The sequence below is a fragment of the Glaciimonas sp. OK215 genome (genome assembly GCF_057787885.1).
On sequence record NZ_CM173544.1, the window covers coordinates 1,876,168 to 1,902,589 of the forward strand.

Here is a 26,422-nt window from a genome sequence, read left to right on the forward strand (position 1 = left end):
GCAAAATTACGGCGTTGCCAACCCTGGCGGCATCTCGTCCCGCACCCGCATGAAGCTGGCAAATCTGGGGATGCCGCTCGGATTCAACCCTCTATAGCGATAGGTCACCCAGCTACCGACGGGCGGCGGCTGACGGCGTTCTGCATCCTTGAAGCCGGTGCCTAGCCGAAACCGCAATCCCTCCGGTGTTTCCACCAGCAGCGCGCCCATCATCCCTTGATATTTTCCTTTGCCGGGGAGATAGCCGATCACCCTCGCTTCGCTATCGTCATGCATTTTGAGTTTCAGCAGATCGTCGCTGCGGATGCCGCGATAGCGTGAATCGGCGCGATGCAACATCAATCCCTCGCCACCTTGCCGGACGGTTTTTTCGAGCATGGCTTGCAATGTCTTCTGATCGCCGATCCTGATTTGCTGCACTGGCCGGACCCAGGGTTGCGCCAGTGTGGCGAGCAAGGTTTGCAGGGCCGGAATCCGTTCGGTGAACGTGCCCGGATGGGCGGGTAAATCAAACACCATAAAGCGTATCTCGCGCCACGCCGCATCATGTGGCAGGTCCTGGCGCACGGTCGAGACCGCCTTGGAAAATTGCCCGCGGCCAGCCCATAGCTCACCGTCCAGCGGGACCTTCGGCCAGTTCGCGGTGAACCACGCCGGCGCATGAACCGGCGTGGCGCCGCGCGTCCACAGCGTTGCGCCGTCCCAATATCCGCGCACGCCATCGAACTTTTCACTGACCCAGTAATCCGCCAGTCTGACACCTCGATGATAGACATTTGCCAGCATGAGCGGTGGGGGCGGATGGTCGGCTGCATGCGCGGCGAGCGGCGTCGCTGCCAGTAGAAAACCGGCGCTGAGCAGCAATACAAACAGTTGCCGGCGGAGGAGGGGTAGGCGGGCGTTGACGATTGACATGAGCTGTCCTGGTTGGCTGAGGGGATCGAGCTTGCTTTTGTAAAAAGCTTAGCAGCGTTCCGGGCCGGGATTCCACGCCAGCGGCATCAGATAAGCGATGTCATAGATGGCCTTGGCGAATCAGCGTCAGTTGGGGGATTGTTTGCAGTGGCTGGCGCAAACGCAAACGGGCAGGCACTTTCACGCTTTGTCTGGTGAAAGTGCCTGCCCATATTTACTGCAAAATCCCGGGAGCCTGTCCGGCTTATCTATTCAGCTTCATCAGATCCAGGATGTGCTTCGGCACAGCGGCATAATGCTTGAACTCCATGGAATATGTCGCCCGCCCCTGCGTCAGCGAACGCAATGTTGTGGAGTAGCCGAACATCTCGGCCAGCGGTACTTCGGCGCGGATGGTTTTGCCGCCGCCGCCGGGGATATCGTCGGTGCCCTGGACCATGCCGCGACGCGAAGACAGGTCGCCCATGACGTTACCCATGAAGTCTTCCGGCGTTTCCACCTCGACCATCATCATCGGCTCGAGTAATGTCGGACTGGCGCGCCGCATGCCTTCCTTGAAGGCGATCGAGCCGGCCATGCGGAAGGCGTTTTCGTTGGAGTCGACGTCGTGGTAGGAGCCGAAGGTCAGCGTGGCCTTGACGTCGACCACGGGATAACCTGCCAGCACGCCGCTCTTGAGCGTTTCCTGAATACCTTTGTCGACCGCCGGTATGTACTCGCGCGGTACCACGCCGCCCTTGATGGCATCGACAAATTCGTAGCCTTTGCCGGGCGCAAGCGGTTCCAGCTTGAGCACGACGTGGCCATATTGCCCGCGGCCGCCGGATTGCTTGATGAATTTGCCTTCGATATCTTCGACGGACTTATGGATGGTTTCGCGATACGCCACTTGCGGTTTGCCGACCGAAGCGTCCACGCCAAATTCGCGGCGCATGCGTTCGACCAGGATTTCCAGATGCAACTCACCCATGCCGGAGATGATCGTCTGGCCGGATTCTTCATCCGTATGCACTCTGAACGACGGGTCTTCCTGCGCCAGACGATTCAGGGCGATGCCCATTTTTTCCTGATCGGGCTTGGTCTTCGGTTCCACCGCCTGTGAAATCACCGGCTCCGGAAAGATCATGCGCTCAAGGATAATGACGTGATCCGGATCCGACAGCGTATCGCCGGTGGTGACGTCTTTCAGGCCCACGGCTGCCGCGATATCGCCGGCATAGACCTCCTTGATTTCCCTGCGTTCGTTAGCGTGCATCTGCAGGATGCGCCCCAGCCTTTCCTTTTTGCCCTTGACCGGGATGTAGACGGCGTCGCCGGAATTGACCACGCCCGAGTAGACCCGGAAAAAAGTCAGCTGACCGACGAAAGGATCGGTCATGATCTTGAAGGCGAGCGCAGAGAACGGCTCATCGTCCGCGGGATGGCGTTCAATCTCGCGATCGTTTTCGTCATGACCGAGGATCGCCGGTACGTCCAGCGGCGACGGCAGATAGCGGACCACCGCATCCAGCATGGCCTGCACGCCCTTGTTTTTGAAGGCGCTGCCGCACAGCATCGGCACGATCTGGTTGGCAACGGTGCGCAGGCGCAGGCCGTGGACAATCTCGGCTTCGGTGAGTGGCTCGCCACCGAGGTATTTGTTGAGCAGTTCGTCAGTCGCTTCGGCGGCTTGCTCCACCATCTTGTCATGCCATTCCTGTGCCTCGTCCATCAGATCGGGAGGGATCTCGCGGACATCGAACACCACGCCCTGACTGGCTTCATCCCAGATGATGGCTTTCATCTTGACGAGGTCGATCACGCCCTGGAAGTGATCCTCGGCGCCGACCGGAATCTGGATCGGAACCGGGTTGCCTTTCAGCCGCTCCTGCATCTGCTGGCGCACCCGGAAGAAGTCGGCGCCAACCCGGTCCATCTTGTTGATAAAGGCAATCCGCGGCACGGCATATTTGTTGGCCTGACGCCAGACGGTCTCCGATTGCGGCTGGACGCCGCCGACGGCGTCATACACCATCACCACGCCATCGAGCACCCGCATGGAACGCTCGACTTCAATGGTGAAATCGACGTGGCCCGGGGTGTCGATGATATTGATGCGGTGCTCGGAAAAATCGCCGGCCATGCCTTTCCAGAAGGCGGTGGTGGCCGCCGAGGTAATGGTGATGCCGCGCTCCTGCTCTTGCTCCATCCAGTCCATGGTGGCGGCGCCATCGTGCACCTCGCCGATTTTATGTTTGACGCCGGTGTAGAACAGGATGCGTTCGGTGGTGGTGGTTTTACCGGCATCGATGTGTGCGCTGATGCCAATATTCCGATAGCGCTCAATGGGAGTCTTGCGTGTCATGGCAGGGCCTTTTCAAGTGTTTTAGTGCGATATGGGTAAGAAGAACTTGCCGGACGGTGTCGTTGCACCATCATCAACGTCACGGTCAAAGGAGGGGCGCAAGCTGCCGCTCCTTTGACCAATACGAATTACGGCGATCAACTTGTCATAGGTACGCATACCAATTCCTTGAAAGCGGGCATAAAGCAGGCCACCATTTCACGCCAGATTATCATTTTTCTAACCGATCAGTGGCCCGGATGTAAATATGGGGTGAGTTCGCACACAAAACAATGGCGGCGACGCTTTTTACGTAACAGGGAGCGTGGCGTATGCTGCGAAGTCTGTCATTCAAACGCCTAAAGATCGTTATCCCGCCAGACAAAATTAGATTGCGATTATTACATTTTGATGTAGCCTCAATTATCTGTATGGGCTGCGCTCCGATACTTTGCGGAAATACGTCCTATATCCATATAAGTATGATTGCCATGTCGCGCTGCAGATATGTCCAGGGCTCGCTTTCCTATACCTTAAAAACATAAGAAAAATAATGTTTTCTATATAAAAACTAAACGAGACAATGACAAACCGCCTAGAACTTCATAGCATCACCAAACGCTATCCGTCGGTTGTCGCTAACGATGGCATCAACTTAACCGTCAAGCCAGGTGAAATCCACGCCGTATTAGGAGAAAACGGCGCCGGCAAATCGACCTTGATGAAAATCATCTACGGCTCGGTCAAACCGGACGCCGGCCGTGTGATCTGGAACGGCAAGGAAGTCCATCTGGCCAATCCCTCCGCTGCCCGGGAACTGGGTATTGCGATGGTATTCCAGCATTTTTCCCTGTTCGATACGCTGACCGTTGCCGAAAACATCGCACTCGGTCTGCCGCTGGACACCAAGCTTGACGAGCTGGAAAAACGCATCTCGAACACGGCCGAGCAATATGGCCTGGAGCTGGAACCGCAGCGCCATGTGCATACGCTGTCGGTCGGCGAATGTCAGCGGGTGGAAATTGTGCGCGCTCTGCTGGCCAAGCCGCAGCTGCTGATTCTGGATGAGCCGACGTCGGTGCTGACGCCGCAAGCGGTCGAGAAGCTGTTCGAAACCTTGCGCAAACTGGCCGCCGAGGGCTGCAGTATTTTGTACATCAGCCACAAACTCGATGAAATCAGAGCGCTGTGCCACACCTGCACCGTGGTGCGGGCCGGCAAAAATACCGGGGTCTGCGACCCGCGGGAAGAATCCGCCGCCAGTTTGTCGCGCTTGATGATCGGTGCCGAGCCGCCCGCCATCAAGCATGTGTTGCGTTCGCCCGGCGAAACCCTGCTGGCGGTGAAAAACCTGTCGCTGGCCAAGAGCCATCCGTTTGCGACCGAATTGTCCGGCATCAATTTCGAATTGCGGGCCGGCGAGATCCTCGGGATCGCCGGCGTCTCCGGCAATGGCCAGCAGGAATTGCTGGCAGTCTTGTCGGGCGAGGACCAACGCGCCAAACCCGACATGATTTTGCTGCAGGGCGAGCGGGTCGGCCATTTTGGACCGGGCCGGCGGCGCGAGCGCGGCCTGGGTTTCGTGCCGGAAGAACGGCTGGGACGCGGCGCGGTACCTGAAATGTCCTTGGCCAACAACATCATGCTGTCGCACCAGACCGGCGCCACCATCCGCCACGGTTTTGTCAAACACAACGCGATCGTCAAAATGGCGGCCGACGTGATTGCGCGTTTTAATGTCAAGGCCGGCGGGCCGCATGCCGCTGCGCGCAGTTTGTCCGGCGGGAATTTGCAGAAATACATCGTCGGCCGTGAAGTCATGCGTGGGCCGAAGGTGCTGATTGTGGCGCAGCCGACATGGGGGGTCGATGTCGGCGCGAGTGCCCAAATCCGTGCGGAACTGGTGGCATTGCGCGATGCCGGTTGTGCCTTGCTCGTCATTTCAGAAGAGTTGGACGAATTGTTTGAAATCACGGATCGCCTGGTGGTCATCGCAAAAGGCCGTTTGTCGCCGTCCATCAAAACGGCGAACGCCACCATCGACCAGATCGGTCAGTGGATGAGCGGCATGTGGACCGATACCGCCGTCACACCAATCAAGAAAGGGGCAAGCAATGTTTAAGTTAGAGGCGCGTGCCAATCCATCCACTTTCATGTCGTGGATGTCGCCGGTACTGGCGGTATTGTTGACGGTGCTATGCGGGGCCATCCTGTTCGTCATTCTGGGGAAAGATCCGCTGACCGGCCTGGCAGTGTTTTTCCTGGAACCGATCAAGGATTTGCGCGGCTGGTCCGAGGTTGGGGTCAAAGTCGCTCCGCTGTTGCTGATCTCGGTCGGGTTGGCGATCTGTTTCCGTGCGAATGTGTTCAATATCGGTGCCGAAGGGCAGTTGGTCGTCGGTGCGATTGCCGGCGGCGCTGTCGGTTTGTTCTTCGATAACGGCAGCGGCGGCGGCCCCCTGATGATAGCCGTCGTGCTGCTGGCCGGCATGTTGGGCGGCATGGCCTGGGCCGCCATCACGGCTTTCCTGCGCGATCGCTTTAACGCCAATGAGATTCTGGTTTCCTTGATGCTGGTGTATGTGGCGCAACTGTTGTTGAGCTATCTGGTACACGGCGTGCTCAGGGATCCTGAGGGCTTCAACTTCCCGCAGTCAAAGATGTTTTCGGAAGGGTTTTTGCTGCCCATCATCATGTCAGGCACCCGCTTGCATTTCGGTCTCGTGCTGGCGCTGCTGGTGTCGTTTGCCGGTTGGCTGTTCCTGTCGAAGAGCTTTGCCGGTTTCCGTCTGCAAGTGGGCGGCATGGCGCCACGGGCAGCACGTTATGCCGGGTTCTCTTCGCGCCGGGCGCTCTGGACGTCGCTGATGATTTGTGGCGCGTTATCCGGTCTGGCCGGTGTCTGCGAAGTGTTGGGCCCGATCGGTCAATTGACGCCGTCGGTGTCGCCCGGTTATGGCTTCGCCGCCATTATCGTGGCGTATGTCGGTCGCTTGCATCCGATTGGCGTCATATTTTCCAGTTTCATCATGGCCTTGTTCTATATCGGTGGCGAACTGGCGCAATCCCGACTGGGGATGCCGAGCGCCATCACGGGCGTGTTCCAGGGGATTCTGCTGTTTTCGCTGTTGGCCTGTGACGTCCTGATTAACTACAAACTGCGCTGGAGCGGCTCCATGATCAATTCAACACTTCTCGGGAGCAAATAATGGCGTCCTTCGCACCCCTGATTGCGGCATCTATCAATGCCGGCACGCCCTTGATGCTGGCGTCCTTCGGTTTGTTGATCAACGAAAAATCCGGGGTGGTGAACCTCGGTGCCGAAGGCATGATGCTGGTCGCTGCGATTGTCGGTTTTGCGACCACCATCCATACCGGCAGCGTGACGGTCGGCTTGATGGCCGGTGCTTGTTCCGGCATGCTGCTGGCGGGATTCTTTGCTTGGTTGACCGTCTGGCTGGGGACCAATCAGGTGGCTACCGGTCTGGCGCTGTCTTTGTTCGGCACCGGGGCTTCGGCCTATATCGGCATCCATTATGTCGGTAGCAGCCTGCAAAACGCCAAGTTCGGCATTCCCTTGCTGCAAGACATTCCATTTTTAGGCACGGCGTTGTTCAGGCAGCATCCGATGGTGTACGTCGCGATGGCGTTGTGCCCGGCGATTATCTGGTTCCTGTACCGCAGCCGCGCCGGCCTGATTTTGCGTGCGGTTGGCGAGTCGCCGTCCTCGGCGCATTCGCTGGGCTATGACGTGCGCCGGATCCGCCTGGCTGCGTTGCTGTTCGGCGGCGCTTGCTGCGGTCTGGCCGGCGCTTTCCTGTCGCTGGTGTATACGCCGCAATGGGTCGAAGGCATGGTGGCAGGGCGCGGCTGGATTGCGCTGGCGCTGGTGACGTTTGCCACCTGGCGGCCGGCACGCGTGATGGCCGGCGCCTATCTGTTCGGCGGCGTGACCATTTTGACCTTCTACATGCAGGGTGAAGGCGTAGCGATCGCCTCGCAGTTGCTGTCGATGTTGCCGTACCTGGCGACGATCGTGGTGCTGGTGCTGATTTCCCGGAATGCGAACTGGATCAAGCTGAATATGCCTGCCTCTCTGGGCAAGCATTTCAATCCGAATAGCTGATTCCAGGTACTGCGAATCTGTGAGTGACCTGGACCGAGATGCCATGGCAGTTGGTATCCATGATTTGCCGCTTATCCCACGCGGCAGATTGCTCGGCCAGGATGATGCGAGTGGGAGTTACACCTAGAGGAAAATAATGTCTAAGAATTTCATGCGCAATGCTGTATATGCAATCGGTTTGCTGCCTGCTGTCGCAATGTCCCCGGCAGCATCTGCTGCAGAGCCGCTGGGTGTTGGTTTCGTCTATGTCAGCCCGATCGGTGAAGCCGGTTGGACCACGCAACACGATATCGGCCGCAAGGAAATGGTCAAGCATTTCGGCGACAAGATTAAAACCAAGGTGGTCGAAGACGTGCCTGAAGGCGCCGATGCCGAGCGCGTGATCCGCGACCTGGCCCAGCAAGGCAACAAGCTGATCTTCACGACGTCGTTCGGCTACATGAACCCGACCTTGAAAGTCGCGAAACAGTTTCCTGACGTCAAATTCATTCATGTGACGGGATACAAAACGGCCTCCAATGTCGGCAATGTCAATGCCCGCTTCTACGAAGGCCGTTACCTGGCGGGCGTGTTGGCGGCGAAGATGAGCAAAGGCAATGTGGCCGGTTACGTTGCCGCATTCCCGATTCCGGAAGTGCTGCAAGGAATTAATGCCTTCACGCTGGGCATGCGCAGCGTCAACCCGAAAGCCGAAGTCAAGGTGATCTGGGTCAACAGCTGGTACGATCCGGGCAAGGAACGCGATGCCGCGTTGACATTGATGAGTCAGGGCGCCGAAGTGGTGACCAACCACACCGATTCCACCGCGGTCGTGCAAGCGGCGCAGGAAAAGGGGAAATACGCGATTGCCTACCACTCGAACATGAAAAAATTCGGTCCAACGGCACAGCTTGCTTCGGTCACGCATCACTGGGGCGAGTACTACATCAAGCAAGCGCAGGAGGTGATGGATAACAAATGGAAACCGACCAGCGTCTGGGGCGGCATTAAAGACGGTATGGTTTCGCTAGACAACTATGGCCCGGCGGTGCCGAACGACGTCAAAGTGTTTGTCCAGGGCAAGGAAGCGCTACTCGTCGCCGGAAAATTGTCGCCATTTACCGCGCCGGTGAAGGATAACGAGGGCAAGGTCCGCCTCGAAAAAGGCCCGATGACCGACGAAGCGTTGAACAAAATGGACTATTACGTCGAAGGTGTGGATGGGAAATTGCCTTCCAAGTGACCGCAGCAAAACACGCTGCCTGCCATGCAGGCAATGTGTCGTGTTGAGAATTGGCAGGGAAACGGCTGAAACACAGCGGTTTCCCTGTCTACACTGGTGCTCATTCCATCTCAAAGCTAGCCAGCAGCGTTTCAACTTCCGTTCCGGCCATCGGTTTTCCAAGTAAATAACCTTGCAGCTCATCGCACCCCAGCAACTGCAGCTGGGTGCGCTGCTCGATCGTTTCCACGCCTTTCGCAATGACTTTGAGTTTCAGTGCATGCGCCAGCAAGATGATCGTCGACACGATGGTGATCTGCCCCGTATGGGTGGTTAAATCCGAGACAAAGCCGCTGTCGATCTTGATCGCGTTCAGGGGAATCCTGGCGAGATAGCTGAACGACGAATAACCGGTTCCGAAATTGTCGATCGCGATGCCGATCCCTTTATCCTTGAGTATCTGCAAGGACGGGATGACGCTGTCGATGTTCCCCATGAGCACGGACTCGGTGATTTCCAGATCGATTGCGGCGGGATTTTCCTCGTCAAGTCCAGCCACCGCGTCGCACACGGTTGCCAGAAAATCCGGTTGCCGCAACTGAATTGCCGAGATATTCACCGCAATCGCGGGCGGATTCAAGCCTTGTTTGCACCAGTCGCGATAATCGGATGCGGCCTGTTGCAACACCCACTTGCCCAGGTCCACGATCATTCCGGTCTCTTCCAGGGTTGCAATGAATGCAAGCGCCGGAACCAGTCCGTGTTCCGGGCTGTTCCAGCGGATCAGCGCATCAAAACCGATCAGGCGGCCGCTGTCGGCTGCCATCTTGGGTTGGTAATACAACATAAATTGCTTATCCGCGATGGCCCGTCGCAACTGGCTTTCCAGGACCAGCTGTTCTGCTACGCGCGCTTTCAGGTTCGCTGTATAGAACAGATATTCCTCACCGGACAGTTTGGCTTTCTTCAATGCGGCTTCGGCGTTGCCAAGCAGTTCATCGACATGCGTGCCGTCATTCGGATATAGCGCGACGCCGCAGCGTGCCGCGATGCTTATTTCCTGATTCTCGATCGAGAACGGTTGATCAAGGGGGCCGAATACATATTTCTTCAATGCGTGCGCGACGTCTGCATCGCTATGCAGATCCGATAACGCCATGGCAAACGTGTTGCTGCCAATCCGCGCGCAGTTGATCCGGGCGTCGGTACTCAGCCGTTTGGCCAGGAGCTTGAGCACCTGGTCGCCCTCGGCCTTGCCAAACGAGTCGTTGATCACACCAAAGTGCCGGATGTCCAATACCACCAGCGCCAGCTTCGTGTGGGTTTGCGCATTGGATTTGAGCGATTGCGCGGTATGCTCCAAAAACAGCTGGCGGTTGGGCAGCCCCGTCAGCACGTCGTACAGGGCGAGGTAGTTCAGGCCCGCTTCTTTTTCCAGGTAATCGAGCGCGAAGGAAATGTCGTCGGCCAATTCCTTGAGCAACGCCGCTTCCTCGCAGTCGAATGTATTCGGTTCTGCGGAATACAACACGAAGACACCCATCACGCGTCCATCCATCGCCATCGGCAGTATGGCAATCGAACGGACGCCATGTTGCAGCAATATGTCTGCGCGCTGGGGATTGAACATATCCGACTCGAGAATGTTGGCGACAACCGGCTTGGACAGGTCGATCGTCTGGTTCAGGATAAATCCTCCTTCAGCCTTGTTGTCGCGCAAAATGAGACGAACGCCGATCAGGATTTCGGTGTCGTCTCCCGCCCAGCTGAGAGGTGTCAATGCATGCGTTTTCATATTCACAAGGCCGCTCCAGGCCAGCTTGAATCCGCCTTTTTCGACCGCAATCCGGCAGGATTCACGGAGCAGCGCTTCGCGGTCGCGGATGCGCGTGATCGCCGAATTGATGCCGCTCAGCATGGCGTGGAAATGGTTCAGACGGACGATTTTGTCCTGCTGCCAGGCGCGGTCGGTAATATCGCGGTCGGCGCCGCGATAACCGGCAACTTCACCGTCGCCGCCGAACAATGGCACGGCATTGCTTTCCAGCCAGCAGGTGCTGCCGTTTTTATGTTTCCAGCGGAACGTCAGGTTGCGCCACCCGTGCTTGCTGGCGAAAGCGCTTCGCGCCAGATCGGCGGCGGCCTCACCGTCCTCTTCGAGCATGTAGTTGTTGACGTTTTTGCCGATGAGTTCCTCTGGCGCATAACCCAGGATCGTGTTGCTGACCGGGCTGCAGTAGGTGAAGGTCCCGTTCACGTCGGTCTCCCAGATCCACTCGACGATTGCATCTGCAATGGAGCGAAAGCGTTCTTCGCTCTGCGCCAGTTCCTGCTCGGTCCTGCGCAGCGCCTTGCACGCCTCGGCTTCCTTGAGCGCACGCTGGATGGCCGGCAGCAGCCGCGCCCGATTGTCTTTCAGGACATAATCGACCGCGCCGCGCTTGAGCGCTTCGATCGCACGTTCCTCGCCGATGGTCCCCGACACGAATATGAGCGGAATATCGGGCGTCTGCTCCAGGACCATTGCCAGGGCACGCATGCCGCCGACGCCCGGCACGGAGTAATCGCAGAGGATCACGTCCGGCTTGAAATGTTCAAGTGCGTACGCCAGTTCTGCGTGCGTGTCTACGCGCCGGGGGTCGATCTCGAGCCCGCCCTTGCGTATTTCACGGATCAGCAGTTCCGCATCTTCGACCGCATCCTCGACAAGCAATACCTTGATTGGCTCAGTCATATATTCTCCATTTTCTTCAAATTACCCGGACTTATGCAAAATTCGTCGGCAGGTTTTGACAAACTCGTTGCCGGGATAATTTTGCATAAGTCATCAGTCCTCATGACAAATCATTCGGACGCTTATTCAAAATCGTCCAATACCAGCAGGCGTGCGACAGCATCTCGGTGAATGCCGCGGCATCCACCGGCTTGGTGATGTAGCTGTTGGCGCCCAACTGGTAGCACTCCACCAGGTCGCGTTCTTCGGCTGACGAGGTGAACATGACTACCGGGATGGATTTTGTGTTTTCATCCGACTTCACGCGTCGCAAGACATCGATGCCGCTCAGTCCTGGCATCTTGATATCCAGCAGGGTCAGTTTCGGGTGGCCATTGCGGCGCTGTCGATAAGCGCCGCTGCAGAAAATGAAATCGAGCGCCTCGACGCCGTCGTGAGCGCGCACAATTTTGATTGCCCACCAGCACTTCTTGAGGGCGCGTATCGTCATCTCGGCGTCTGTATCGCTGTCTTCCACCAGAAGCACATCAACCCGTTCCAGATCATCCATTTTTTTCTCCGACCGGCAGTGCAAAAGTAAACACCGCACCCTCATTGACCTTGCCTTCGGCCCATACACGCCCGCCGTGGCGCGTCACCACCCGATGGACGATCGCCAGGCCGACACCGGTCCCGGCGAATTCCTCGGTCCGATGCAGGCGCTGGAATACCCCGAACAGCTTGTCGTAATAGTCCATGCTGAAGCCGGCGCCGTTGTCCCGGATCGAATACCTGTTTTCCACACCATCGCTGCAGCCGCTTATTTCGATGATCGGGGCGGGCGCTTTGCTGCTGTATTTGAGGGCGTTGGAGATCAGGTTGGTCCACACCTGACGCAGCAGCCCGCGATCTGCCTGGGCCGATGGCAGGGAATTGACTGCGATTTTTTGCATCCTGTATTCCGGATGGTCCTGATACGCGCTTTCGATGACTTCCTGCACCAGTTGATTCATATCCAGTTCGCCCGGAATGATGGCTTGCCGCGCCAGCCTGGAGAAGGACAGCAGCTCGTCGATCAGCGTGCTCATGCGCTTGGTGTTGCTGCGAATCACGGATAGATACCTCACCCCCTCTGCATCCAGGCGGTCGCCGTAATCCTCCTCGAGGATGTTGGCGTAGCCGTCGATCGCGCGCAACGGCGCGCGCAGGTCATGCGAAACCGAGTAGCTGAAGCTCTCCAGCTCCTTGTTGCTGGTTTCCAGTGCTTCCTTGCTTTCGTTGAGTTCCCGGTTGCGCTGGATGGCGGCGTCGTAAGTGGACAGCAGCAGATTGAGAATTTGCAGACGATCGGCGGTGATGAAATGGCGCTGGCCGTTGAAATAGATTTCCACTCCCATGCCCGCTTCCTCGGTCCGCCGCAATTCGCGATTCAGGACCACGTACTGCACGCGGCTCAGCAGATAGCGCTCGTCATACGGCTTGAGGACGAAGTTGTCGGCCCCGCACTCCAGTCCGCGAATCACGTCCTGAGGATCGGACATCGTGGTCACGAGAATGACCGGGATGTCGCGCAGAGAGGCGTCCGCCTTGATCCGCTGGCAGAGTTCGTAGCCGTCCATTTCGGGCATGATGACGTCGCTGATAAGCAGTGCAGGGCGGAACTGTGGGGCCATTTCCAGCGCCAGGCGGCCGTTGGCGGCGACGCCGACTTCGTAGCCTTGCTGTTCGAGAATATTGCGCAGCCTTTGCGCCTGGGTCGGGCTGTCTTCCGCGATCAGGATCTTGATGGGTGCATCGGTCATTTGCACGACTGAATTCATGATTTCCTCGACATGTCATTTTTCTGGTTGACCAGTGCGACCAGCGCCGCGGCGATCTTGTCCGCCGCCAGCACATGGGTGGCGCCGCCCAGAGCGACGGCGACACCAGGCATCCCGTACACCACCGAACTTTCCTCGTCCTGGGCGATGGTGACGGCACCTTGATCCTTCATCAGTTTCAATTCCGCTGCGCCGTCCTGGCCCATGCCGGTGAGCAGCACGCCCAGGGCGTTCGGGCCGACCGTCTCGGCCAGCGAGCGGAACAAAAACGACACCGCCGGCCGCAGGTGGTTTTCCGGTGCTTCCCGGGTCAGGACAATCCTGCCGTCGGCGCCGACGCCCATGTGGAAATCGTCGGGCGCCAGATACGCGTGGCCCGGCAGCGGATAAGTCCCGTAGGAGGCGATGTGAATCTGCCAGCCGGTGGTGTGGCTCAGCCACTCGGCCATGCCGGCCATGAAGCCGTGCGCAATATGCTGCACGATGAGCACGGGCACGGGAAAATCCTTCGGAAGCGCGCCCAGGATGGTTTGCAGCACCGGCGGTCCGCCGGTGGAGGCCCCGATGCCGATCAGTTTGATCCGCGCCGGCGTATGCGCTGGGCGCGCCGCAGGCGATGCCAGCCGCGAGTAGGCCGAGCGCCGCACCACCTTGACCTCGGACATCAGCTTCACCGTTTCCAGCAGGTGTGCAGCCGTTGCCTCGAAATCGCCGAGCTCGCGACCGTAAGGTTTCTCGATGCAGGCAATGGCGCCGGCTTCCATGGCCTGGAATGAAATGACGATATCCTTGGCGTTGGAGGTGGCGCTGCAAATCACGATCGGCAGCGCGCACGTTTCCATGATGCGGCGCGTCGCCTCGAAACCGTCCATGCGCGGCATATGGATATCCATGAGTACCACGTCGGGCTTGTTGTTCTGGACGAACTCAAGCGCAGCCTGGCCGTCGGCGACGGCGCCGATGACGCTGATTTGCGGATCCGACTCAAGCAAATGCACGAGAAACATGCGTATGACTGTCGAGTCTTCTGCCACCAGTACCTTGATCTTGCGGTTGCTCATGAAAGACGCTTCCTTTAGCGTATTACCGGTCAATTTAATTTTCGTTAAGGTTAGTTAAATTCTTGACAATTGTAATTGCTCTGTTTCAACTGTCTTGACCGTGCGTCTCAGTTTTTAAAAAATCAACTGTTTTACACCCAGCCGGTAGGGCGTAATAGCGCAGCGTATTGCGCCCTACCATCATTATTTCCTTTAGCGTTGATTTCTTTAAATCAGCCGTCGCACGGCCTCCAGCAGGTTGCTCTGATCGAAACTGCTCTTGACCAGGTAGGCATTGGCGCCGACGTCGATGCCGCGCTCGCGGTCCTCCCGCATCTCCAGCGCTGTCACCAGTACGACCGGCAATTCCGTTAATTTTTTGTCGGCGCGAATCCTTGCCGTCAGGTCGAATCCGTTCAGCCGCGGCATTTCCACATCGGATACAACCAGGTCGAACTTGTCGGCGCGCAACAGGGTGAATGCCTCCATGCCATCCACCGCCGTTGTCACTTTGTAACCGGCAGACTCGAGAATGTTCTTGATCAGCATGCGCGAGGTGATCGAATCCTCGGCGACCAGAATCGCCCTGGCTTTCACCTGCTGTGTTTTGACCGCACCGCGTGCAGCCGCACTGCCGGCCTTGATGGCGGATTTCAGCAGGTCGGCGACGTTCAGCACCGGCGCCACCTGGCCGGAGCCGAGCACGCTGGCGCCGGCGATGTGGCGCACCCGCGAGAGCGGTTTGCGCAGCGGTTTGACCAGCACTTCCTGTTCGTCCAGCACCGCGTCCACTGCGAACGCGATGCGCTGGTCGGCCGCGCCGAGGACAATGACCGGCGTGCCGGCGCGCGCTGCGTCGTCATGCTGCGCGGGGGGCAACTCCAGGATGTCGGTCAGCCGCACCAGCGCCACGGCACGCCCGCTCAGGGAGATGGTTTCGCGGCCTTCCACCGTCTGGACATCGTCTGCCTTGACGCGCGTCACCCGTTCGACATGGAAGGTGGGCAGAATAAACAGTCGCCCGGCTGCCTCGATCAGGATTCCCCGAAACGTCGCGAGCGTGGAGGGCAGCGTGATGCGAAAACTGGTTCCCTGGCGCGGCTGACTCTCGACGGCGACCGTGCCGCCCAGTTTTTCGGCCTTCTCGCGCACGATCGCCAGGCCCAGGCCGCGGCCGGACAGCCGGGTGATCATCGGACTAGTCGATACCTCGGCCTGGAAAATCAGCGCCTGCGCCTCCGCGTCGCCGAGCTGGCGGGCGTTATCCGCCGACAGGAAACCGTGTTTGACGGCGGATTGCCTGACACGGTCGGTGTCGATGCCGGCGCCATCGTCGGACACCAGGAGTTCGACCTTGCTGCCATTCATGGGAGATACCGTGAGCGTGATCGTGGCATGCGCGGGTTTGCCCTGGCCCACGCGCGCTTCGGACATTTCGACACCGTGATCGATGCAGTTGCGCAGCAGGTGGATGAGCGGGTCTTTCATCTCCTCCAGGATGCGCTTGTCGATCTCGACCTCTTCGCCCTGGATCACCAGGATTGCCTCCTTGCGCTGGTCGCGGCACAGATCGCGCACCAGTTTCGGGAACGGCGCCACCAGCGTGGCGAAAGGCAGCAGGAGCAGTTTCTTGGAGTCTTCCAGCAGATCGTCCACCAGCTTGCCGACGACATGCCGGTCCTGCTCCGCAGTGCGGGCGAGCGCCGCCACTTTGCTTTCAAGCGCTTTGATGTAATCGCAATTCCAGTCGAGAAATTCCAGCAGCCGCACCGTGCCCAGGCTGACCTTGTGGCCGATGCCGCCCGCCAGCGGCCGCTCAATCGTCTGACGCAATGCACGGGCTTCCGGTTCGAGCGTCGTCCATTGATTTTTCCAGGCCTCGAAGCGCTGCGCCAGCGCACGCAAATCTTGCGCACGCTGGCCGGTGGTCAGCTTTACGGCCAGCATCTCCTCCGCTTCCATCATCCGAAGGTCCAGTTTAGCGACGGCGATGCGCACGGTTTCGTCGGAGGAAAAAGGCGTTTTCTCCAGCGCCGGCGGCGGGCGGGCAACTTGCGCCGGCGCCGCTATGGCGACTTCGGGATGCAATGACGGCTGCGCTACCCGCGCGCGCACGCCGCGTGCCAGTTCCGGTGCGGACAGGTTGGTGCTGATGGCGTTGAGCGCGCGGTGGGCGGTGTCGAAGGCAGCGGGTGACGGAGTGTCCTCCTGGCGCTTCCACGAGGCGAACATGTCTTCCAGCGACTGGCATTGCGATTCAATCTCGGTGAAGTCGACCGCCCGCGCCGCGCCCTTCAGGCTGTGGGCGGCACGGAACACGGTCTCGACCAGGCTGCGTTGCGCTGTGGTCTGCGGCGTTTTTTCCAGGTCCAGCAAGCCCGTCGCAATGACTTGCAAATGCTCCGCGGCTTCGATCCTGAAGGTCGCTCGGAGTTGCTTGAGGAATTCGTCTTCCTTGGTGCTCATCGGGATTCGCTTTCTACACTTTATACAGCTCGACCATCTGTTTGAGGCGCTGGCCCATCGCATTGAAATTGTGCGCTTCGGCCTCCAGCTGTTTCGCACTCGCCAGATTCTGCTGGCTGGCCTGCTTGATGCTCTCCATCGCGCCCGCGACCTGGTCCACGCCGACCAGCTGCTGCTGGCTGGAGGCCGCGATCTGTATCGCCGCCTGTGCGGCCTCCGTCACGCTGCCGCTCAACGCCTGGATCGACTCGCCCGCCGCTTCGGTTTGCCGGGTGCCGGCTTCCACCGCCTTGCTGCCTTGCTCGGTGGCCATTACCGCGCTCGCCGTCGCCTTCTGAATGTCGCCGAGGATGGTGCGCACCTGGTTGGTCGCCTGGCGCGATTGTTCGGCCAGGCTCTTGACTTCCTGCGCCACCACGCCGAAGCCCTTGCCGTGCTCGCCCGCTTTGGCCGCCTCGATGGCGGCGTTGACCGCCAGCAGGTTCGACTGCGTCGCCAGGTCTTCCACCGTAGCGATGATCTGGCCGATGGTCTGGCTCTGCTCGGAGAGCCGTACCATGCTGACGGCAATCGCCTCCATTTGCTGGTGGATGCGGGTCATGCCGGCACCCATATCTTCGATCGACTTGCGCCCGTTGCGGGAATTCTGGGCCGCCTTCTGGGCGCTGTCGGCAACGTATTTAGCCTTTTGATTCGCCAGTTGTGCGGTTTGCCGGACTTCTTCCACCGTGCTGGTGGTTTCGCTGACCGCCGTGGCCGACTCGCTGGCACTGACGGCCAGTTGGCCGGTGGAGGCGACGATTTTGCCGGCTGCCGTACCCAGCACGTCAGCGCCCTCGGCCAGCCCGTGAATCTGGGCGCGCAGATTCTCGGTCATCTCGGTGATCTTGGTCGCCAGCAGCCCCAGTTCGTCTGTGCGCGAGGTGGATGCGATGCTCACCGTCAAATCGCCCGCCGCAATCCCCGACACGGCCCGCGCGATTTCACGGATAGGATTCGCGATCGTGGCATGCAGCCGTGTTGAAACCGGCAAGGTGATGAGCAGCGAGCCGACCATCACCAGCAGAATGATCCCGCCGTAACGCATCAGGCGCGTCGTCAGCGGTTCGATGCCGGCGCGCAGATACACGGTGCCGATCTGCGCCGGCCCCTGTTTGACCGCCCGCGACGCCGTCAATTCGTCGCCGTCGAAACGCTGGCCCGGAGCCTCCGCGCGGGCGGGCGCCGGTCGCGCGTCCGTTCCCTGGCGGGCATAGCCTGCGAAAAGAGCGCCGTCCGCTCCGTACACGCCGGCCGCGGCAATTTCCGGATTGGCTTCGAGTGCGCTCAGGTATTCCTGCGCCGCCTTGGGATCGCTGAATGCAAGAGGGGCCGTTACGCTGGCCGCGACGATCTCGGCCTGCACCGAGATTTCCCTGGCTTTCTGGGCACGGTAGGTCATGGTTTCGTACGCAACGATGACCGATCCGGCCAGCAGCAGGGCAATCATGCTCGACAGCACTGACACCAGCATCAGTCTTGCGCGAATGGGAATATCCGTCAGTTTGCTCATTTCGCCGGTTCCTTGGGTGTTCTGCGTTTGACGTCCAGCGCAAGGCTCATCAGTTTTGAACTGATGGCAAGCCCGTTCTGTGCGGCCGCTTCGTCGTCGATATTGAAACGCACACGATTATCCTTAATGACAAAATGAATGATTCCCGCGCTGGTTCCTGGAACGCGGTCGTCGCTGACGGTCAGTACGCTGTTGCCGCGGACTGCCTCGAACACTTGACTTGAGCGCGGCGTCCTGGGGTCGCCCAGGTACAGGATGTGGCAGCCGGCGTCGCGCGTGATGCTCTTCAAGCGGCGGATGACGATTGCGCGGCCATCGATTTTCTGGTCGCCGACCGCACGGTCAAGCAGCGCGCCGAACGGATCTTCTCCGGCAACACAGAGGTTGAGCGGAGCGCTCGGTGAAGAAAATGCCGTGCCCGGCCATTGGACAAACAGGCCGAACTTGTAAAGGAATGCAGCCTTGACGGCGTATTCCAGCGATTGATCTTCAGCCACGGCGACGCCGGCCGGCACCAGGGCAAGCGCAACCAGGAGCGCCGCTGTGGCGCGTCTGCAGATGCGCGTCCTTGCGCTCAGCGGCTTCATAACGATTTCCATAGTATTTTGAGATAAACGGCGCGCCCGAATTCGCTGCGCGTCGCCGCCGTTCCGAATTCCGCATGACGCCGATCGAGCAGATTGGATCCCGCTAGCGATATCTCGAGACCTTTCGATACCTTCCAGCCTAGTCGGCCATCGAGCGAGGTATAGCCAGGAACGCCCGGATTCGGCAGGGCGCCAATCGTTTGCAGCGCAATATCCAACTCCAGGTTATGCGCCAGGTTCATCTGGGAACGCAATGAAACCTGGTGTGACGGATCGTTGCCGGCGGCTTGCACCCCTGTGGGGTCGAGGCTGCCGGATGTGTAGTGCAACGCCTTTTTCAGGTAGTTATAGCTGGCGCTGAGTTGCCACCAATCGCTTACGCGGTAACTTCCCCAGGTTTCCACGCCATAGGTGTCCCCCGCCATCTTGTTGGAGATCACATACGGTAGCCCACCGTTGGCCGAAGGTTCCAGGCTGCGCAATTCGTCGTAGACGTTGTAGAACGTGGAAACCGAGAAAGAGGCGCCGGCAGTCGGTTGCGCCCGGTAGCCGATTTCATAGGCAGTCAGTTTCTCCGATTCGAAATTCGCTCCGCCGGCGATCAGAAAGGGCGGCTGGCTCGGGGAAAACAGGTCGCGATCCAGCCGCGAGGGCGTCCGCACCGCGCGCGAGACGGCCGTCCACAGCAGGGTATTGTCGTACTGCTTCCAGGCCAGCCGGGCGTTGGGCTCGATCTCGAAGCCGGTGTAGTTGTTGCGTTCGAGCTTCGCGCCCAGCGTCAGTTGCAGGCGCTCGCCGAGGGCAACGCTGTCCTGCAGAAAGACATTGGCGAGACTGAGATCGGTCCGGGCCGGAAGGAATGCCAGCATGGCGCTGTTGGTGACATCGTCGCGCTCCAGGCGGTAGCCGCCGCCCCACAGGATTTCATGGTACTGGCCCAGCTTGAAGCGATGTTGCACGTCAATGTCGTAAGTATCGAGCGTTTCACCGAACGTGCCGGGGTAAATCCGCCGGGTGGTGTCGTAGTAAGCCTGTACCTGGAGCGCGGAGCCGTCGTCGAACGTCCTGTCCCAGCGCCCCAGCAAGTTGCCGCCGGAGATTTTCCTGTCAGCGAACAGCGGCTGCTCGATCGTCCCGTCATAGGCATCGCCCTGGAGTGTGAGCGTATTGCTTGCCGCGCCCCAGTCGACACGGAACCCGCCTTGCTGTTTGTTCCAGTTATCCTGCGCGCTGGCGCCGCTTGCGGTCACGCTGTGATCCCGGTCGAGGCCCTTCGCGTAGACGCGGTAGGTCGCGTTGTCGCCGAACCGGCCGCCGTAGCGCGCCGCTGCGTCGCGCCCATCGCTGCCTGCGCCCACGCTCACCAGGCTGCCGGTCGTGTCCCGCGAACTGCGTGTAATGATGTTGATGACGCCGTTTACCGCGTTCGCGCCCCATAGCGTGCCGCCCGGCCCGCTGATCACCTCTATCCGTTCTATATCTTCGATCATGGTGTCCTGGACGTCCCAGAAAACACCGGAATACAGCGGCGTATACACGCTGCGTCCGTCGATCAGGACCAGCAGCTTGTTGGCCGTGGTGCTGTTGAAGCCGCGCGCCGAAATGGCATATTGGTTCGCGTTGACGCGCGCCACCTGGAGATTGGGTGCAAGGCGCAGTATTTCCGGGATGCTGTTGTAGCCCGAGCGGCGAATGTCTTCGCTGGTGATCACGAATACCGCCGCGGCCGCATCGGCGAGCCTCTCGGGTTTCTTCGATACCGAAGAGATTTCGACGTTCGCCAGGTCTTCCAGCGTCATGCGCGAAAAGTCCGGAGCCGATGGCGGCCCGGCTGCGCTGTCCGCCGCCGCAGCGCCGCCAGCCTCGAACAGCATGCACATGGAGGCGACGATGCGGCTAAGTACGGTGCTTTTTATTTTTATCATATGCTCCCCTTATCATGGATGTATCCTGCGGGCGTCACACTTGGTAACGTTCGACCATCAGCTTGAGCCGCTGGCCCAGCGCGTTCAAATTACGGGCTGCGGTTTCCAGTTGCTTGGCGCTCGTGACATTCTGGGTGCTGGCTTGCTTGATGCTTTCCATTGCCCCCGCCACCTGGTCCACGCCCACCAACTGCTGCTGGCTGGTGGCGGCGATCTGTATCGCCGCCTGCGCCGCCTCGTTGACACTGGCTTCCAGCGCCAGGATCGCCTTGCCTGCCACGTCGGTTTGCAAGCTTCCCGCCTCCACCGCCTTGCCGCCTTGCTCGGTGGCCATGACCGCCGTCGCCGTCGCCTTCTGAATGTCGCCGAGGATGGTGCGCACCTGGTTGGTCGCCTGGCGCGATTGCTCGGCCAGGCTCTTGACTTCCTGCGCCACCACGCCGAAGCCTTTGCCGTGCTCGCCCGCTTTGGCTGCCTCGATGGCGGCGTTGACCGCCAGCAGGTTCGACTGCCCGGCCAGGTCTTCCACTGTGGCGATGATTTGCCCGATGGTCTGGCTCTGCTCGGAGAGCCGCTCCATGCTGGCGGCAATCGCCTCCATTTGCTGGCGGATCCGGTTCATGCCGATGCCGACGTCCTCGGTCGACCTGCGCCCGTTCTGGGAACTCTGCTCCGCCTTCTGGGCGCTGCCGGAGACCTGCATGGCCTTCTGGCTTGCCAACTGCGCGGTTTGCCGCACTTCGTCCACCGTGGTCGTGGTTTCGCTCACCGCCGCGGCCGATTCGCTGGCGCTGGCGGCGAACTGCGCGGTCGAGGCGACGATTTCGCTGGCGGCCGCGTTCAGTACATTGGCGCCTTCGACAAAGCCGCGAATCTGTTCGCGCAGATTTTCGGCCATGCGCGCAAATGCGTTGCCCAGAACATCGAGGCCGGACTGGGGTTTGAAGGTCGAGCGCAGGTCGCCGTCGGCGATCTGTTCGGCTACCGCAGCCATCGACCGCAACGACTGCGTCATGCGGTCGAAGGTCCGTGTCAGCACGCCCACTTCGTCGCTGCGTTCATCGGTCGACACGGTGATGCTGAGATCGCCGACGGTAATCCGTTCCGCCACGGCAGTCAGGTCCCGCAGCGGGCGGGCGATGTTGCGGGTGATGGCGAATCCGGCCAGCGCCGAGACTAGCAAGGCGGCCAGGGTGCCCAGCACGATAGTCCATTTTGCGTTGGTGGCGTCGGTCGTTGCCTGCTCCGAGCGGCGCACCAGCAATTCGTTCTCGACCTGTGCCATTGCGGCGAAACCCTTGCGAATTTCATCGAGCAACTGCTTGCCGGTGCCGCTCTTGATGATCCGGGTGGCGGCCTCCAGGCCGGTATTTTGCCTGGCGTCCACTACGGCTTTGGCGAAGGCAAGCTGGTTCTTGATAAGCGGCTCCAGCTGGTCGAGGTTGCGCTGTTGCGTCGGATTGTCCGACGTCAGTCTCCGAATTTCCAGGACGTTTCGGTCAACCTTGCCCAGTGCGTCCCGATAGGGTTCGAGGTAGTTTTCTTCCCCGGTAATAACGTAGCCGCGCTGGCCGGTCTCGACATCCTTCATCAGCGACAGCACGTCGGATATTTGATTGAGCACTTCGTACGTGTGCTTGTGCCAGTCCGATGCGTCAATCAACTGCGTCGTGCTGCGGTAGGAGACCGTCCCGACGATCACAAAGATTGCCAGCGCCAGGCCAAACCCGGCGCCGATCTTGGTTCCGACATTCCATTTCATGGTGCAGATCTCCGTTAGTTTTCGACTTCCTCGTGCACAATAATTTTCGGATCCGCCAGGATGCGATCCAGGTCGAGCACCACCAGCCGTTCCGCCGTCACGCCTTTCAGGTATTCGCTGCGGATGCCGGTGAGGGTCGGCAGCGAGGGCTGCAGGCTGTCCACGGCAATGGTGCGCACGCCGACGACGGCATCGGCCAGCAGGCCAAGCTCGAGATCGTTGCCGCGCACCAGGATGATGCGATGGAGGTCGGTCAAGCCCTTGTCCGGAAGGTCGAAAAATTTCTTGATGTCGATCACCGGCGTGATGCGGCCGCGGACATTCACGACACCCAGCACAAAAGGCGGCGTGCAGGGTAGCGGCGTCAGATCCTTCAGCGGATAAACCTCGTGCACGCAACGGGTCTCCAGCGCGTAATACTCCTGTGCCAGACGAAACTCCAGCAGTTCGAGCGTTGCGCCGCTGGCGGCAGCGTTTTCCTGCGGGCGCGCCAGCGCCTGGGCCCGGGCGCGCAGGATTTGTCCGGCGTCGAGGGCGGAAGAGGGGGGCGATGGGGGTTGCTTCATGGCGCGTTCTCGATGGCAGTCATGGCGGTAATGAATGCAGTGAGGCGGCCGGCAGTGAGGCCGTCCGCTTCGGGCAGCAGATCGTTCTGCTGATAGTTATGCAACAGGCGCAGCGCGTTGGCTAAATGCCGCTCTGCCTCATCCGTTTTTCCGCCGCCGCGCGCCAGGTTGCCCAAGGCAAAATGGGCCAGCACGAAATCGGGGTGCAGATAGATCGCCCGCTGGAACGAAGCGCGCGCCTGCTCCGGGTGGCCCTGTTCCAGCAGCACCACCGCGCGCAGATAATGGCCCGCTGGTTCGAGTTTGTCGGCGGCGATCCAGCGCTCGCACCATGCCAGCGCATCGGCCAGCCTGCCCTGGTTGGCCAACGCGCGCGCCAGCAGCGGAAATTCGGCCGGCGCGGGCGAGTGTTCGGCAAACGCGGCCAGCAGCATGTCGGCCGCCTCCGCATAGCGGCCTTCCTGGTAAAGCGCTTCCGCACCGTTCAGGCGGCTGGGCGGGGCCACTTCTTTCTGCGGCTCTGCGGGCTCCGCAGGCGCGCTCAGGGCAACTGACGGTACTAATGGCAAAGACGGTTCAAGCACCGGGGCGGCGGTGAGCAACTCCGGCGGCGCGACGAATGGCATCGACTTCGGTTCGGGCGCAGGCGGCGCGGCGCTTTTTTGAAACAGGATTGCGCCGGGGAAATTCACGTTGACGAAGCGCGGAAACAAGGCCGTCGATGCTTCGCTCGGACTCACCGCCAGCCAGCCGTTTTCCACCAGCGCCTGGCGCAGGTTGCCGATGACACGGCGCACCTGAGGCGGCGTGAAATACATCAGCACGTTGCGGCAAAAGATCACATCCATCGCGTTGGTGTCGGTCTCCAACGCGGGATAAACGTCTTCCACCAGGTTCAATTGCGCGAAATTCACCAGTTTTCTGATTTCCGGGATGATGGCGTAGCGGCCATCTGCGCTGCGGTTGAAGTAATTTTGCCTGAGCCAGGCCGGCGCATCGCGGAACGACCACTCGCCGTAGGTGCCCGCCACGGCTTTTTGCAGAAAGCGCGCGTTGATATCGGTCGCGGTGATCGTCACCCGCCAATCCTGCAAGTCCGGCAATAGCTGATGCAGCAGAATTGCCAGCGAATACGCCTCTTCGCCGCTGCAGCAAGCCGCGCTCCAGAGGCGCAGCCGTTGCTCCCGACCGCGCCGGGCGCGGATCAATGCCGGCAGGATATGCTCGGCGAGTGCCTGCAGCGCTTGCCGGTCGCGGTAGAAATAGGTTTCGCCGACGGTAAGATGGTTCGCCAGCACCTGCAAGTGCGCTTTGCTTGGCGCCGCCGCCAGCAACCAGTCGATGCATGGCGCCAGATCCGCAAAGCCGAACTCCTGCGCAGCGCCTGCGAAACCACGCTGCAGATCGTCGCGGCGCTCGCGCGGAAAATGCAGTCCCATCCTGGCGGCGATGAACTCGCTCAATTGCGACCATTGCGTATCCAGGACTTGATTTGGCATCATTCGCTCCGATCCATTGCCTGATCCAACATGTCCGCCTCGTCCAGCGAGAGAAATTTTTCCAGGTCGTGGATCAGTACCAGTCCATCGGCGAGCTTGACGACGCCACGGAATTGTTCGAGGCCGGGTGTGATCAGGCTGGCGCTGACGATGGCGGATTGTGCGTGTTCGATGACCCCCTGGGCCTCATCGACGACCAACGCCACCGCGCGTCGCCGGGTGAGTGCGATCAGGAACCGGTCGTTGACACCGATCTCCCGCTCCGGCAATTGAAACCGTCGCCGGACATTCAGCACCGGGATCACCTCGCCTTGCAGGTCGATCGCACCGAGCACGATGGTCGGCGCGTTGGGCAAGGGTGTTACCTCTGCGGCGTAGACAATGCGGGTAACGCTGGCGAGCGGCAGCGCATAGCGCCTCCCGTCCAGAAAAAAAACGACCAATTGGATGAGTTCACTCATTTGAAAACCTGAGCCTCCCGAATTTTCCGGACCGGATTTAAATTGCTTATTGGCAATTAGAGTAGCATGCTTTTATATAAACGGTAGCGCTATAAATGGGGGATATCGTTGTTTTCAGTGCAATAACTGGCGGTGCGCAAAGCCGGCATTGACGCGCGGGGGTGTTGTTGCACGGATAAGAATATGGCGGGATGAGGCCTTGCCTCCGGGCGTTATGAAATTTGCTCTCAGTATCCCTAAGTCCGACAGACGCCTAGTCTGAACAGACGTTGAATTCCAAAAGGCAATACCGCTACGCTAAAGACTCCTGGATTGGCAAAGAAAGATAAATATGAAAAAAGGTGTGAAGTGCATGATCGCCGCGGCACTTGTTTCAAGCGCTGCATCTTCCGCTTGCGCGTTGAATATTCTCGTGACCAACGACGACGGTGCCGAATCGTCAACTGTACATGCGCTGTATCAACGCCTGACGGCCGCCGGCCACAGGGTGATCATTGCCTCGGAGGTCTGTGACAATAGTGGAAAAGGGGGCGCGCTGGATTTTTTGCGGCCGATCGGCCCTTTGTCCGCGACTAACTGCGGCGCTGCTCCCAGCCGCGGCGGCGTGCTGCCCGCCGCTGCGCCCGGGGTGGGCACCTTGCCTGGTATGCCGTATGCCTATTATGTGAATAGCACCCCGGTCGCCGCGACCTTGTATGGGATAGATATCGCGGCGAAAAAGGTGTTTAAGCGGGCACCCGATCTGGTCGTTTCCGGCCCGAATTACGGTAACAATACCGGTCTCGTCAACAATGGTTCCGGCACCGTGAATGCAGCGCTGATCGCGATAAACCGCGGGATTCCGGCGCTTGCCGTCAGCGCAGAACAGCCGCAAACCTATAAGCCATTCAATCAACTGGCCGCTGGCGACCCTGAGTACGAAGTGGCGGATGTCGTCGTCAAGCTGGTCAGTGCGCTGGAACAGCACAAATCGGCGGCAGGCGGCAGCTTGTTGCCGCAAGGGCTTGGTCTGAACGTCAACCTGCCAAAATTTGCCAAAGGCACTGCGTCATCGTTGCCGCTTAAATTCAGCAAGCTCGGCCTGGCGACTATCGCGCTGCCGTATTTCGTTGAAGATCTGTCGCAAGACCCGGTTGCGCAGAGTTATCTGGCAAAGGCGTTTCCTGGTGGCGTTCCTGCGTATCCCGGCGTGACCCTGGTGATCAATCCGGCGCCTGTGCCTGCCGGGCTGACCTACATCCGGGATACCGATCCCGATTCAGAGCAAAATGTCGTGAATTCCGGAGCGATTGCCGTGTCAGTGATGCAGGGAACCCATCAGGCTTCCCGCGCTCAGGAAGCGGCATTGCGCGCCAGGTTGATCAATTTTGCCAAGTGAGCTTGTCTGATGGCATCGGGACAAAGAATCTAGTCTGTTTAAAGGTGGCACGGCTTGCTGAGAAAGGTTATTTTTGTACACACCTTTT

20 protein-coding genes are annotated in these 26,422 nt (G+C 59.7%); 5 read left to right on the plus strand and 15 right to left on the minus strand.

Going from position 1 to position 26,422, the window contains the following annotated elements; translation table 11 throughout:
* Positions 1-6 precede the first annotated feature (6 nt).
* The 3 genes from AC3CHX_RS08460 to AC3CHX_RS08470 form a co-directional block, all read right to left on the minus strand.
* The gene (locus AC3CHX_RS08460) at positions 7-915 is read right to left on the minus strand and encodes a DNA ligase (RefSeq protein WP_488643600.1); all 909 of its coding nucleotides are present in this window, start codon (positions 913-915) and stop codon (positions 7-9) included.
* Between the two features lie 244 nt (positions 916-1,159).
* Positions 1,160-3,259, minus strand: a complete 2,100-nt coding sequence (fusA, locus tag AC3CHX_RS08465) for an elongation factor G (protein ID WP_488643601.1) — start codon at positions 3,257-3,259, stop codon at positions 1,160-1,162.
* A 21-nt stretch (positions 3,260-3,280) separates the two neighbouring features.
* Positions 3,281-3,418 carry a hypothetical protein gene (locus tag AC3CHX_RS08470; RefSeq protein WP_488643602.1) on the minus strand — a complete coding sequence of 46 codons (138 nt, stop codon included), beginning with the start codon at positions 3,416-3,418 and terminating at the stop codon, positions 3,281-3,283.
* 403 nt (positions 3,419-3,821) lie between these two features.
* Here AC3CHX_RS08470 and AC3CHX_RS08475 point away from each other — a divergent pair, with 403 nt between their 5' ends.
* The 4 genes from AC3CHX_RS08475 (at position 3,822) to AC3CHX_RS08490 (ending at position 8,586) form a co-directional block, all read left to right on the plus strand.
* A complete protein-coding gene (locus tag AC3CHX_RS08475) occupies positions 3,822-5,360 on the plus strand; it encodes an ABC transporter ATP-binding protein (protein WP_488643603.1) in 1,539 nt (512 codons plus the stop codon).
* Positions 5,353-6,447: an ABC transporter permease gene (locus tag AC3CHX_RS08480; protein ID WP_488643604.1), complete on the plus strand. Its 1,095-nt coding sequence runs from the start codon at positions 5,353-5,355 to the stop codon at positions 6,445-6,447. The genes AC3CHX_RS08475 and AC3CHX_RS08480 overlap by 8 nt, the downstream gene beginning before the upstream one ends.
* On the plus strand, positions 6,447-7,364 hold the full coding sequence (locus AC3CHX_RS08485; protein ID WP_488643605.1) for an ABC transporter permease: 918 nt from the start codon (positions 6,447-6,449) through the stop codon (positions 7,362-7,364). The genes AC3CHX_RS08480 and AC3CHX_RS08485 overlap by 1 nt, the downstream gene beginning before the upstream one ends.
* Before the next feature lie 136 nt (positions 7,365-7,500).
* The gene (locus AC3CHX_RS08490; RefSeq protein ID WP_488643606.1) at positions 7,501-8,586 is read left to right on the plus strand and encodes a BMP family ABC transporter substrate-binding protein; all 1,086 of its coding nucleotides are present in this window, start codon (positions 7,501-7,503) and stop codon (positions 8,584-8,586) included.
* A gap of 100 nt (positions 8,587-8,686) precedes the next feature.
* Here AC3CHX_RS08490 and AC3CHX_RS08495 read toward each other — a convergent pair whose 3' ends face one another.
* From AC3CHX_RS08495 to AC3CHX_RS08550, 12 genes are all read right to left on the minus strand, one after another.
* The gene (locus tag AC3CHX_RS08495) at positions 8,687-11,299 is read right to left on the minus strand and encodes a sensor domain-containing protein (protein WP_488643607.1); all 2,613 of its coding nucleotides are present in this window, start codon (positions 11,297-11,299) and stop codon (positions 8,687-8,689) included.
* A gap of 100 nt (positions 11,300-11,399) precedes the next feature.
* A complete protein-coding gene (locus AC3CHX_RS08500; protein ID WP_488643608.1) occupies positions 11,400-11,849 on the minus strand; it encodes a response regulator in 450 nt (149 codons plus the stop codon).
* Positions 11,842-13,098 (minus strand): sensor histidine kinase, encoded by a 1,257-nt coding sequence (locus AC3CHX_RS08505; RefSeq protein ID WP_488643609.1) that lies wholly within the window; start codon positions 13,096-13,098, stop codon positions 11,842-11,844. Before AC3CHX_RS08505 ends, AC3CHX_RS08500 begins: the two co-directional genes overlap by 8 nt.
* Entirely contained in the window at positions 13,095-14,159 is a 1,065-nt protein-coding gene (gene cheB, locus AC3CHX_RS08510; protein WP_488643610.1) for a chemotaxis-specific protein-glutamate methyltransferase CheB, read from the minus strand. Before cheB ends, AC3CHX_RS08505 begins: the two co-directional genes overlap by 4 nt.
* A gap of 207 nt (positions 14,160-14,366) precedes the next feature.
* Positions 14,367-16,604, minus strand: coding sequence for a hybrid sensor histidine kinase/response regulator (locus AC3CHX_RS08515; protein WP_488643611.1), 2,238 nt, complete (start codon positions 16,602-16,604; stop codon positions 14,367-14,369).
* A gap of 13 nt (positions 16,605-16,617) precedes the next feature.
* Positions 16,618-18,156 carry a methyl-accepting chemotaxis protein gene (locus AC3CHX_RS08520; RefSeq protein WP_488643612.1) on the minus strand — a complete coding sequence of 513 codons (1,539 nt, stop codon included), beginning with the start codon at positions 18,154-18,156 and terminating at the stop codon, positions 16,618-16,620.
* The gene (locus AC3CHX_RS08525; protein WP_488643613.1) at positions 18,153-18,743 is read right to left on the minus strand and encodes a TOL_0243 family YfiR-like periplasmic protein; all 591 of its coding nucleotides are present in this window, start codon (positions 18,741-18,743) and stop codon (positions 18,153-18,155) included. Before AC3CHX_RS08525 ends, AC3CHX_RS08520 begins: the two co-directional genes overlap by 4 nt.
* Positions 18,740-20,668, minus strand: coding sequence for a TOL_0244 family TonB-dependent receptor (locus tag AC3CHX_RS08530; protein ID WP_488643614.1), 1,929 nt, complete (start codon positions 20,666-20,668; stop codon positions 18,740-18,742). The genes AC3CHX_RS08525 and AC3CHX_RS08530 overlap by 4 nt, the downstream gene beginning before the upstream one ends.
* A 34-nt stretch (positions 20,669-20,702) precedes the next feature.
* Entirely contained in the window at positions 20,703-22,430 is a 1,728-nt protein-coding gene (locus AC3CHX_RS08535; RefSeq protein WP_488643615.1) for a methyl-accepting chemotaxis protein, read from the minus strand.
* Positions 22,431-22,444: 14 nt separating this feature from the next.
* Positions 22,445-22,996 carry a chemotaxis protein CheW gene (locus tag AC3CHX_RS08540; RefSeq protein WP_488643616.1) on the minus strand — a complete coding sequence of 184 codons (552 nt, stop codon included), beginning with the start codon at positions 22,994-22,996 and terminating at the stop codon, positions 22,445-22,447.
* Positions 22,993-24,498, minus strand: coding sequence for a CheR family methyltransferase (locus AC3CHX_RS08545; protein WP_488643617.1), 1,506 nt, complete (start codon positions 24,496-24,498; stop codon positions 22,993-22,995). Before AC3CHX_RS08545 ends, AC3CHX_RS08540 begins: the two co-directional genes overlap by 4 nt.
* A complete protein-coding gene (locus tag AC3CHX_RS08550) occupies positions 24,495-24,956 on the minus strand; it encodes a chemotaxis protein CheW (protein WP_488643618.1) in 462 nt (153 codons plus the stop codon). The genes AC3CHX_RS08545 and AC3CHX_RS08550 overlap by 4 nt, the downstream gene beginning before the upstream one ends.
* Positions 24,957-25,287: 331 nt before the next feature.
* Between AC3CHX_RS08550 and AC3CHX_RS08555 the strand changes: the two genes are divergently transcribed.
* A complete protein-coding gene (locus tag AC3CHX_RS08555; RefSeq protein ID WP_488643619.1) occupies positions 25,288-26,334 on the plus strand; it encodes a 5'/3'-nucleotidase SurE in 1,047 nt (348 codons plus the stop codon).
* The last annotated feature ends 88 nt before the right edge of the window (positions 26,335-26,422 follow it).

Excerpts from the sequence above, each read along its gene's own strand:
- AC3CHX_RS08460 (WP_488643600.1), bottom strand. The coding sequence starts at position 915 with ATGTCAATCGTCAACGCCCGCCTACCCCTCCTCCGCCGGCAACTGTTT.
- fusA (WP_488643601.1), bottom strand. The coding sequence starts at position 3,259 with ATGACACGCAAGACTCCCATTGAGCGCTATCGGAATATTGGCATCAGC.
- AC3CHX_RS08470 (WP_488643602.1), bottom strand. The coding sequence starts at position 3,418 with ATGCGTACCTATGACAAGTTGATCGCCGTAATTCGTATTGGTCAAAGG.
- AC3CHX_RS08475 (WP_488643603.1), top strand. The coding sequence starts at position 3,822 with ATGACAAACCGCCTAGAACTTCATAGCATCACCAAACGCTATCCGTCG.
- AC3CHX_RS08480 (WP_488643604.1), top strand. The coding sequence starts at position 5,353 with ATGTTTAAGTTAGAGGCGCGTGCCAATCCATCCACTTTCATGTCGTGG.
- AC3CHX_RS08485 (WP_488643605.1), top strand. The coding sequence starts at position 6,447 with ATGGCGTCCTTCGCACCCCTGATTGCGGCATCTATCAATGCCGGCACG.
- AC3CHX_RS08490 (WP_488643606.1), top strand. The coding sequence starts at position 7,501 with ATGTCTAAGAATTTCATGCGCAATGCTGTATATGCAATCGGTTTGCTG.
- AC3CHX_RS08495 (WP_488643607.1), bottom strand. The coding sequence starts at position 11,299 with ATGACTGAGCCAATCAAGGTATTGCTTGTCGAGGATGCGGTCGAAGAT.
- AC3CHX_RS08500 (WP_488643608.1), bottom strand. The coding sequence starts at position 11,849 with ATGGATGATCTGGAACGGGTTGATGTGCTTCTGGTGGAAGACAGCGAT.
- AC3CHX_RS08505 (WP_488643609.1), bottom strand. The coding sequence starts at position 13,098 with ATGAATTCAGTCGTGCAAATGACCGATGCACCCATCAAGATCCTGATC.
- cheB (WP_488643610.1), bottom strand. The coding sequence starts at position 14,159 with ATGAGCAACCGCAAGATCAAGGTACTGGTGGCAGAAGACTCGACAGTC.
- AC3CHX_RS08515 (WP_488643611.1), bottom strand. The coding sequence starts at position 16,604 with ATGAGCACCAAGGAAGACGAATTCCTCAAGCAACTCCGAGCGACCTTC.
- AC3CHX_RS08520 (WP_488643612.1), bottom strand. The coding sequence starts at position 18,156 with ATGAGCAAACTGACGGATATTCCCATTCGCGCAAGACTGATGCTGGTG.
- AC3CHX_RS08525 (WP_488643613.1), bottom strand. The coding sequence starts at position 18,743 with ATGAAGCCGCTGAGCGCAAGGACGCGCATCTGCAGACGCGCCACAGCG.
- AC3CHX_RS08530 (WP_488643614.1), bottom strand. The coding sequence starts at position 20,668 with ATGATAAAAATAAAAAGCACCGTACTTAGCCGCATCGTCGCCTCCATG.
- AC3CHX_RS08535 (WP_488643615.1), bottom strand. The coding sequence starts at position 22,430 with ATGAAATGGAATGTCGGAACCAAGATCGGCGCCGGGTTTGGCCTGGCG.
- AC3CHX_RS08540 (WP_488643616.1), bottom strand. The coding sequence starts at position 22,996 with ATGAAGCAACCCCCATCGCCCCCCTCTTCCGCCCTCGACGCCGGACAA.
- AC3CHX_RS08545 (WP_488643617.1), bottom strand. The coding sequence starts at position 24,498 with ATGATGCCAAATCAAGTCCTGGATACGCAATGGTCGCAATTGAGCGAG.
- AC3CHX_RS08550 (WP_488643618.1), bottom strand. The coding sequence starts at position 24,956 with ATGAGTGAACTCATCCAATTGGTCGTTTTTTTTCTGGACGGGAGGCGC.
- AC3CHX_RS08555 (WP_488643619.1), top strand. The coding sequence starts at position 25,288 with ATGAAAAAAGGTGTGAAGTGCATGATCGCCGCGGCACTTGTTTCAAGC.